The 8,369-nt window shown below is 73.1% G+C and carries 6 protein-coding genes; 1 reads left to right on the top strand and 5 read right to left on the bottom strand.

Translation table 11 applies throughout. The features are described from left to right. From DRV84_RS14605 to DRV84_RS14585, 5 genes are all read right to left on the bottom strand, one after another. On the bottom strand, positions 1–675 hold a 675-nt coding region (locus tag DRV84_RS14605), incomplete at its 3' end, for a hypothetical protein (protein WP_115982007.1). Continuing rightward, positions 672–1,199, bottom strand: a complete 528-nt coding sequence (locus DRV84_RS14600) for a winged helix DNA-binding protein (protein WP_115982005.1) — start codon at positions 1,197–1,199, stop codon at positions 672–674. The genes DRV84_RS14605 and DRV84_RS14600, both read right to left, overlap by 4 nt. Next, complete coding sequence (locus DRV84_RS14595; protein ID WP_115982003.1) at positions 1,196–2,500, bottom strand: TRAP transporter large permease; 1,305 nt, start codon at positions 2,498–2,500, stop codon at positions 1,196–1,198. The genes DRV84_RS14600 and DRV84_RS14595 overlap by 4 nt, the downstream gene beginning before the upstream one ends. Then, entirely contained in the window at positions 2,500–3,075 is a 576-nt protein-coding gene (locus tag DRV84_RS14590; RefSeq protein ID WP_115982001.1) for a TRAP transporter small permease, read from the bottom strand. Before DRV84_RS14590 ends, DRV84_RS14595 begins: the two co-directional genes overlap by 1 nt. 58 nt (positions 3,076–3,133) lie before the next feature. Next, complete coding sequence (locus DRV84_RS14585) at positions 3,134–4,114, bottom strand: TRAP transporter substrate-binding protein (RefSeq protein ID WP_239995098.1); 981 nt, start codon at positions 4,112–4,114, stop codon at positions 3,134–3,136. Between the two features lie 138 nt (positions 4,115–4,252). Between DRV84_RS14585 and DRV84_RS14580 the strand changes: the two genes are divergently transcribed. Next, complete coding sequence (locus tag DRV84_RS14580) at positions 4,253–7,882, top strand: hydantoinase B/oxoprolinase family protein (RefSeq protein WP_115982009.1); 3,630 nt, start codon at positions 4,253–4,255, stop codon at positions 7,880–7,882. The last annotated feature ends 487 nt before the right edge of the window (positions 7,883–8,369 follow it).

The raw sequence follows: 8,369 nt of genomic DNA, 5'->3' as shown, positions 1-8,369 counted from the left end.
GCCGAGCGCCGCCCCCGGCGCGGTCAGCGCGGCGGGCCCCACCGCCGACATCAGCCCGATCACCACGAGGCTCATGGCGAGCGCCATCACCCCGTCGAGCGCGGGCCGCGCGGCCGGGGCGGTCAGCCCCGGCGCCGCCCGGCGCAGGAGGGCGGCCGCGAGCCCGGCGAGCGCCACCAGCGCCAGGAGCCGCGCCGCGCCCCCCGCGACCGCGAGCGGGTCGGGGAACGCGGGCAGCAGCGCGAAGACGGGCGCCGCCGTCAGCGGCAGGAGCGCCGTGCCGAGCGCGAGCTGGCGCAGCGCCGCCCCCGCGTCCGCCCCCGACATCACGGCGAGGCCCGGCGTTCCGGTGATCGGCGCCGCCGCGAGCGCGAGCACGGCGGCCGTGGCGAGCGGCGCCTCGAGCGCCCCCACGGCCCAGAGCGCCGCCCCGGCGGAGAGCGGAAGCACCGCCTGAAGCGTCACCGTCGCCGCGAGCGCGCGGGGGAGCTGCGACGGCCCCGGAAGCGCCGCGCGCGGCCCCTCGCGCAGCGCCGCGACGCAGAGCATCACGAAGAGGAAGGGCACGATCGCCGCCGCCATGCGCTCGGCGAGGGCGGGGAAGAGGATGCCGGCGGCGAGCCCCGCGATCAGCAGCCAGCGGCCGTGCCGGGCCGCGCGGCCCAGCAGGCTCAAAGCGTGGTCGCCGCCCGCGCGGCGTGGTCGTAACTCCCCGAGATCGCGCGCAGGAGGGCGGCGAGGCGCGACATCTCCTCGGGCGCGAAGCCGGTCTCCTGCGCGAGTTCCACGAGCAGCGCTTCGCGGACCTCGGCGTAGCGGGCGCAGAGCGCCGTGCCCTCGGGCGTGATCGCGACGGTCTTTTCCTTGCCCTTGCGCGCGGTCGTCACGAGGGCGCGCTCGGCGAGCTTGCGCACCGCGTAGCTCACGAGGTGCGCGTCCTCGATGTGCAGCACGAGCCGGATGTCGGCGAGCGTCTTGGGCCGGTCGCGGTGGTTGACGAGGTGCAGGATCAGCACCTCGAGCGGCGCCATGCCGGGCGCGCCGGCGGCGTCCATGCAGCGCGTGATCCAGCGGTGGAAGGCGTGGTTCGCCATGGTCAGCGCGTATTCCACCTCGGAGAGCTCCGGCAGCCCCGAGGCGGCGAGATGCGCCGAGCTCACCACCGGCCCGACGCGGGGTTTGCGCGCGGGATCGCTCATCGCGAGAGCATCGTGCCCGGCAGCCAGAGCGCGATCTGCGGGAAGAGCGCGAGGATCGCGGTGGCCAGCACGAGGATCAGGAAGAACGGCAGCGCGTAGCGCGCGACGGCGAAGATGTCGCGCCCGGTGATCGTCTGGATCACGAAGAGGTTGAAGCCCACGGGCGGCGTGATCTGGCTCATCTCGACCACGAGCACGAGGAAGATGCCGAACCAGATCGGGTCGATCCCCGCCGCCGTCACCATCGGCAGGATGATCGAGACGGTCAGCACAACGATGGAGATGCCGTCGAGGAACATGCCCATCACGATGAAGAAGACGGTCAGCATCGCCAGCAGCGCATAGGGCGAGAGCCCGAGCTCCCCGATCTCGCGGGCGAGTTCGCGCGGGATGCCGGTGTAGCCCATCGCCACCGTCAGGAAGGCCGCGCCGGCGAGGATGAAGGCGATCATGCAGGTGGTCACCGTCGCCGCCCGCAGCGCGTCGAAGAAGCCCGCGACCGAGAGGGCGCCGGTCGCCGCGGCGAGGATCAGCGCGCCGGTCACGCCGATCACAGCAGCCTCGGTCGGGCTCGCGATGCCGAGGTAGATGGAGCCGATCACCGCCACGATCAGCCCGATCACCGGCAGGAGGCGCGCCGCGGCGGCGAGCGCCGTCCGCCGGTCGACGGGCGGCTCGGGCGGGGGCATCCGGTCGCGGTTGAGCCACGACCAGAGCATGACGTAGCCGCCGAAGAGTCCGGCGAGCATCGCGCCCGGCAGCACGCCGGCGAGGAAGAGCCGCGCGATCGACTGCTCGGTGGCCGCGCCGTAGACGATCAGGATGATCGACGGCGGAATGAGAAAGCCGAAGGTGCCCGCGCCGGCGAGCGTGCCGATGGCGAGGCGGTCGTCGTAGCCGCGCGCCTTGAGCTCGGGCAGCGACATGCGCCCGATGGTGGCCGTGGTCGCCGCCGAGGAGCCCGAGACCGCGGCGAAGAGCGCGCATCCGAGCACGTTGACGTGCAGGAGCCGGCCGGGCAGCCGCGCGGTGAAGGGCGCGAGGCCGGCGAACATGTCCGACGAGAGGCGCGAGCGCACGAGGATCTCGCCCATCCAGATGAACATCGGCAGCGCCGTCAGGTCCCAGACGGAGAGCCCGCCCCAGACCTTGGTGGCGAAGACGAGCTCCGGCGGCGCGGGCGCGGCGAGCACCATGGCGACGAGCCCGACCGCGATCAGCGCGAAGCCGACCCAGAGCCCCAGCGCGAGCGCCCCGAAGAGCACCGCGACGAGGATCGGCGCGAGGGTGGCGATTTCCATCAGGCGCTCTCCCCGGTGCTGGCTTCGGTATCAGCCTCCGTTCGGGCCTCGGACGCGCGATAGGCCGGCGTGCCGCCGCGCGCCAGCGTCACCGCGGAATCGACGAGCGCCACCGCCAGAAGCGCGAGGCCGAGCGTCATCACCCCCTGCGGAATGGCGAGCGGGATCGGCACGACGCCGTAGCTCACCGAGTTGAACCGAAGGCTGTCGAGCGCCTGCAGCGCGCTCGACCAGGTGGCGAAGCCCGCGAGCGCCGCGGCGGCGGCGCTCACCACGGCGCCGAGCCAGCGCGCCGGCGCCTCGGGCAGCGCGCGCACCAGGAGCTTGACCCGGACGTGTCCGCCCGCCTGCAGCGTCCCCGCGAGGCCGAGAAACACCGCCCCCGCGAAGAGGAAGGCGCCGAACTCCGCGAGCGAGGGGATCGTGATCCCCGGCGGCGGCAGGTCCATCGCCCGCGCGGCCCGGTCGGCGAGCCGCCCGAGGATCTGCACGAGCACCAGAGCCGCGATCAGCGCGAAGGTGACGGCGGCGAGCCACAGCGCGCCGTCGTAGAGGCGGTCGAGCGTCCGGCGCATTCCGGCTCTCCGATGTCGGGGGACGGGCAGGCGGGGCCGCGCGGCCCCGCCGTCGGTCTCAGAGGTTCTCTTCGTAGGCCTCGACGACCGCCGCGCCCTCGGCGCCGGCGTCCTCGAGCCACTCCTCGGTCATGGTCGCGCCGATCTCGGAGAGCTGTTCGGACAGCGTCTCGGAGGGGGCGGAGATCGTCATGCCGTTCTCCTCGAGCGTGGCCATCTTTGTCTCGGTCTCGGCGCGCGACATCTCCCAGCCGCGGGTCTCGGCCTCGGCGGCGGCCTCCATGATCGCCTCGCGCTGATCCTCGGGCAGGCTCTCGAGCATGGAGGTGTTCACGATCACCATGTTCTTCGGCAGCCACGCCTGCGTGTCGGTGTAATGAGAGGTGAAGTCCCAGGCCTGGCTCGAGACGCCGGTCGAGGGCGAGGTGATCATCGCGTCCACCCGGCCGGTGGCGAAGGCGGTCGGGATGTCGCCCGTCTCGATCTGCGTCGGCACCGCGCCCATCAGCTGCGCGAGGCGTTCGGTCGCGGCGTTGTAGGCGCGGAACGAGGCGCCCTCGAGGTCCTCGGTCGACTCGACCGGTTCCTGCGTGTAGATGCTCTGGCCCGGCCACGGCACCGCGTAGAGCAGCGTCAGCCCCTGCGCGGCGAGCTTCTCTTCCACCATCGGCCGCGAAGCCTCCCAGAGGGCGCGCGATTCCTCGTAGCTCGACGCGAGGAAGGGGATCGAGTCCACCGCGAAGATCGGGTCCTCGTTGGCGAGCCGCGACATCAGAACCTCGCCGATCGGCGCGAGCCCGCGGCGCACGGAGTCCTTGATCTCGGGGTGCGCGAAGAGCGAGCCGGCCGAGTGCACGGTGATCTCCAGCCCGCCGTCGGTCGCCTCGGCGACGTCCTCGGCGAACTGCTGGATGTTCTGCGTGTGAAAGACGCTGTCGCCGTAGGGCGTGGGCATGTCCCACTCCGCGGCCGCGGCGGGCCCCGCGAGCGCCGCGCAGGCGAGCGCGACAGGAAGGCTCGGAAGAAGGCGAATGGTCATGGGCGTCGTCCCTGTTGTGCCGGGCGGCGCTTCGACGGCGCCGGGTCCGCCGCCCTCGACCCGGCGCGATCAGCTTGACCAGACGCCGACATTTTGTCAACGATTTGCCGTCGAATGCTGAACGAGGGGCCGCGGGCGATGACGGACGAGGCAGGGCGCTGGGATTTCTGGATCGACCGCGGCGGCACCTTCACCGACGTGATCGCGCGGGCGCCCTCGGGCGCGCTCTCGGCGATGAAGCTTCTGTCGGAAAACCCGGGCGTCTACGAGGACGCCGCGATCGAGGGCATCCGGCGCTTTCTCGACGCGGCCCCCGGCGCCATCCCGCCCGAGCGCGTGGGCACCGTGCGGATGGGCACGACCGTGGCGACCAACGCGCTCCTCGAGCGCAAGGGCGACCGGACGCTTCTCCTGATCACGCGCGGCTTCCGCGACGCGCTGCGCATCGGCTATCAGGACCGCCCCGACATCTTCGCCAAGGAGATCGTCCTGCCCGAGATGCTCTACGAGCGCGTCGTCGAGGTGGACGAGCGCGTGCGCGCCGACGGCACCGTGGAGCAGGCGCTCGACCTCGACGCCGCGCGCGACGCGCTCGCCGCGGCGAAGGCCGACGGCATCGACGCGGTGGCGATCGTGCTCATGCACGCCTGGACCGCGCCGGAGCACGAGAAGCGGCTGGCCGAGGCCGCGCGGGCGGCCGGCTTCGGGCAGGTCTCCGTCAGCCACGAGGTCTCGCCGCTGATCAAGCTCGTGGGCCGCGGCGACACGACCGTGGTGGACGCCTACCTGACGCCGATCCTCGCGCGCTACGTGGAGCGCGTGGCCGGCGCGCTGGGCGCGACGCCGCCCGACCGGCCAGGCCCGACGCTTCAGTTCATGATGTCCTCGGGCGGGCTCACCGCCGCGGACCGCTTCAAGGGGCGCGACGCGATCCTCTCGGGCCCGGCGGGCGGCGTCGTCGGCATGGCGCGCACCGGCCAGATCGCCGGCGAGGACCGGGTGATCGGCTTCGACATGGGCGGCACCTCGACCGACGTGGCGCATTTCGACGGCGCCTTTGAGCGCGCCTTCGAGACGCAGGTCGCCGGCGTGCGGATGCGCGCGCCGATGCTCAAGGTCCACACCGTCGCCGCCGGCGGCGGCTCGATCCTGCACGCCGAGCCGGGGCGCTTCCGCGTCGGCCCCGACAGCGCGGGCGCCGATCCCGGCCCGGCCTGCTACCGCCGCGGCGGGCCGCTCACCGTCACCGACGCCAACGTGATGCTCGGCAAGCTGAACCCGGATTATTTCCCGGCGATCTTCGGCCCCGGCCAGGACCAGCCGCTCGACCGCGCGACGGTGGCGGCGAAATTCGCCGGGATCGCGGAGGCCGAGGGCAAGACCGCCGAGGAGGTCGCCGAGGGCTTCCTGCGCATCGCGGTCGAGAACATGGCGAACGCCATCAAGAAGATCAGCGTGCAGCGCGGCTACGACGTGACGCGCTACCTGCTGAACGCCTTCGGTGGCGCGGGCGGGCAGCACGCCTGCCTCGTGGCCGACGCGCTCGGCATGACGAAGGTGCTCGTCCATCCGCTGTCGGGGCTCCTCTCGGCCTACGGCATCGGCCTCGCCCGCGTGACGGAGGCGCGCCAGCGCGGCATGGAGATCGCGCTTTCGGAGGAGACGCTGCCGGAGGTGGCCGAAACGCTGGCCGAGCTCGGCGACGAGGTGCGCGCCGCCCTCGCCGGGCAGGGCGTCGCGGCGGGCGAGATCACGACGCTGCCGCGCCTCCATCTGCGCTACGCGGGCACCGACACCGCGCTGCCCGTCGCCTGGGACGGCGACGCGCAGGCCGCGCGCGCAGATTTCGAGGCCGCGCATGCGGCCGAGTTCGGCTTCACCGCGCCGGAGGCCGCGCTGGTGATCGAGGCCGCCGAGATCGAGGGGCAGGCCGCCGAACCCGCCGCCGACCCGGAGCCCGCGGCCGAGACGTCCGCGGGCGAAGCCACGGCCGAGGCCGAGGTGCCCATGCACTCCGGCGGGGCGCGCCACGTCGCCCGCGTCGTCCGCCGCGCCGCGCTCACGCCCGGGCGCCACGTCACGGGCCCGGCGCTCATCATCGAGCCGAACCAGACCGTGGTGGTCGAACCCGGCTGGCGCGCGGAGGTCACCGCGCAGGATCACATCCTGATGACCCGGGTGAAGGCCGCCGCCCGCGCCCGCGCCGTCGGCACCGAGGCGGACCCGGTCCTGCTGGAGGTGTTCAACAACCTCTTCATGAACATTGCCGAGCAGATGGGCGTCGCGCTGCAGAAGACCGCGCGCTCGGTCAACATCAAGGAACGGCTGGATTTCTCCTGCGCGGTCTTCGACGCCGACGGCGCGCTGGTGGCCAACGCGCCGCACATGCCGGTGCACCTCGGCTCCATGGACCGAAGCGTGGAGACCGTGATCCGCCTGAACGCGGGCGAGGTGCGCCCCGGCGACGTCTTCGCGCTGAACGCGCCCTACAACGGCGGCACGCATCTGCCCGACATCACCGTGGTCACGCCGGTCTTCGACGCGGGGGGCGAGACGATCCTCTTCTGGGTGGCCTCCCGCGGGCATCACGCGGACGTGGGTGGCGTCGCGCCGGGCTCCATGACGCCGCTCGCCACGAGCGTCGAGGAGGAGGGCGTGCTCTTCGACAATCTGCGCCTCGTCGCGGGCGGGCGCTTCCGCGAGGCGGAGGTGCTCCAGCTCCTGACCGATCACCCGTATCCCGCCCGCAACCCGGACCAGAACATCGCCGACCTGAAGGCCCAGGTCGCCGCCAACGCCCGCGGCGCGGCCGAGCTGCGCGCGATGATCGACCAGTTCGGGCTTGAGGTGGTACAGGCCTACATGGCCCACGTGCAGGACAACGCCGCCGCCGAGGTCGCCCGCGTGATCGGCCGCCTCTCGGACGGCGCGTACGAATACCCCACCGACACGGGCCAAGTGATCTGCGTGAAGATCACCGTCGACCGCGACAAAGGCGAGGCCACGGTCGATTTTTCCTGCACGTCGGACGCGCAGGCCAACAACTTCAACGCGCCCGAGCCGGTGACGCGCGCCGCCGTTCTTTACGTCTTCCGCGTGATGGTGGAGGCGGCGATCCCGATGAACGCGGGCTGCCTGCGCCCCGTGCGGATCGTGATCCCCGAGGGCTCCATGCTCGCGCCGCGCTACCCGGCCGCGGTGGTCGCCGGCAACGTGGAGACGAGCCAGCACGTCACCAACGCGCTCTTCGGCGCGCTCGGCGCGATGGCCAACAGCCAGGGCACGATGAACAACCTCACCTTCGGCAACGCCCGCCACCAGTACTACGAGACGCTCTGCTCCGGCAGCCCGGCCGGCGTGCGCAACGACGGCACGGGCTTCGCGGGGACGGACGCGGTGCACGTGCACATGACGAACTCGCGCCTGACCGACCCGGAGGTGCTGGAACTGCGCTACCCGGTGGTGCTGGAGGACTTCCGCATCGACGGGGGCTCGGGCGGCGCGGGGCGCTTCCCGGCCGGGGACGGCACGACGCGGCGCATCCGCTTCCTCGAGGAGATGGAGATGGCGATCCTGTCCTCCCACCGGGAGCGCCCGCCGCAGGGCCTCGCCGGCGGCGGCGCCGGCCGCGTCGGCCTGACCGAGATCCACCGCGCCGAGGGGGGCGTCGAGCGCCTGCGCGCCGCCGATCAGAGCCGCCTCGCGCCGGGCGACGCCGTGGTGGTCACGACGCCCACCGCCGGCGGATACGGCGCGCCGGAGGACTGAAGCCGCAGGGCGCCGCGCCCGCACGCCCCCGGCGTCGGCCATGCCGCGGCCCTGCGCGAAGGCCCGCGGACAGGGCCGCAGTCGGTCGGCTCGCGCTCATCATCTTGGTCCAAATACTCCGGGGGTGAATTGGCCGAAAGGCCAAGAGGGGGCAGCGCCCCCTCCCGCGGCGCGGTCAGCGCCGCGCGGCCCTCTCGCGCACGCATCCCCCCGGGCCTCCCGCGGCGCAGAGCGCGCTGAACCGCGCCTAAGCGACCTCGCCGCAGGGCGGCACGGCCGCTTTCGAGAGGCGCAGTACCGGCACCTGCTTCCTGGGAAACCAGCGCATCTGGACCCCGCGGTCGCGGTCGCCGTCGACCGGCCGCGGGCGTGAGGCTCCGACCACGTCCCTCCGACGAAGTCGCCGACGGCCCGGGAACCGGACTTCCGACACCGCGCACCGCCCGCGTCGGCCCGGTGCGAACCGGCATGGAAAAAGGACCCCGTA

The sequence above is a fragment of the Rhodosalinus sediminis genome, from assembly GCF_003385555.1.
In the GTDB taxonomy this organism is placed as follows: Bacteria; Pseudomonadota; Alphaproteobacteria; order Rhodobacterales; family Rhodobacteraceae; genus Rhodosalinus; species Rhodosalinus sediminis.
This window is presented reverse-complemented; position numbering and strand designations above follow the sequence as displayed.

Excerpts from the sequence above, each read along its gene's own strand:
- DRV84_RS14600 (WP_115982005.1), bottom strand. The coding sequence starts at position 1,199 with ATGAGCGATCCCGCGCGCAAACCCCGCGTCGGGCCGGTGGTGAGCTCG.
- DRV84_RS14580 (WP_115982009.1), top strand. The coding sequence starts at position 4,253 with ATGACGGACGAGGCAGGGCGCTGGGATTTCTGGATCGACCGCGGCGGC.
- DRV84_RS14590 (WP_115982001.1), bottom strand. The coding sequence starts at position 3,075 with ATGCGCCGGACGCTCGACCGCCTCTACGACGGCGCGCTGTGGCTCGCC.
- DRV84_RS14585 (WP_239995098.1), bottom strand. The coding sequence starts at position 4,114 with ATGACCATTCGCCTTCTTCCGAGCCTTCCTGTCGCGCTCGCCTGCGCG.
- DRV84_RS14595 (WP_115982003.1), bottom strand. The coding sequence starts at position 2,500 with ATGGAAATCGCCACCCTCGCGCCGATCCTCGTCGCGGTGCTCTTCGGG.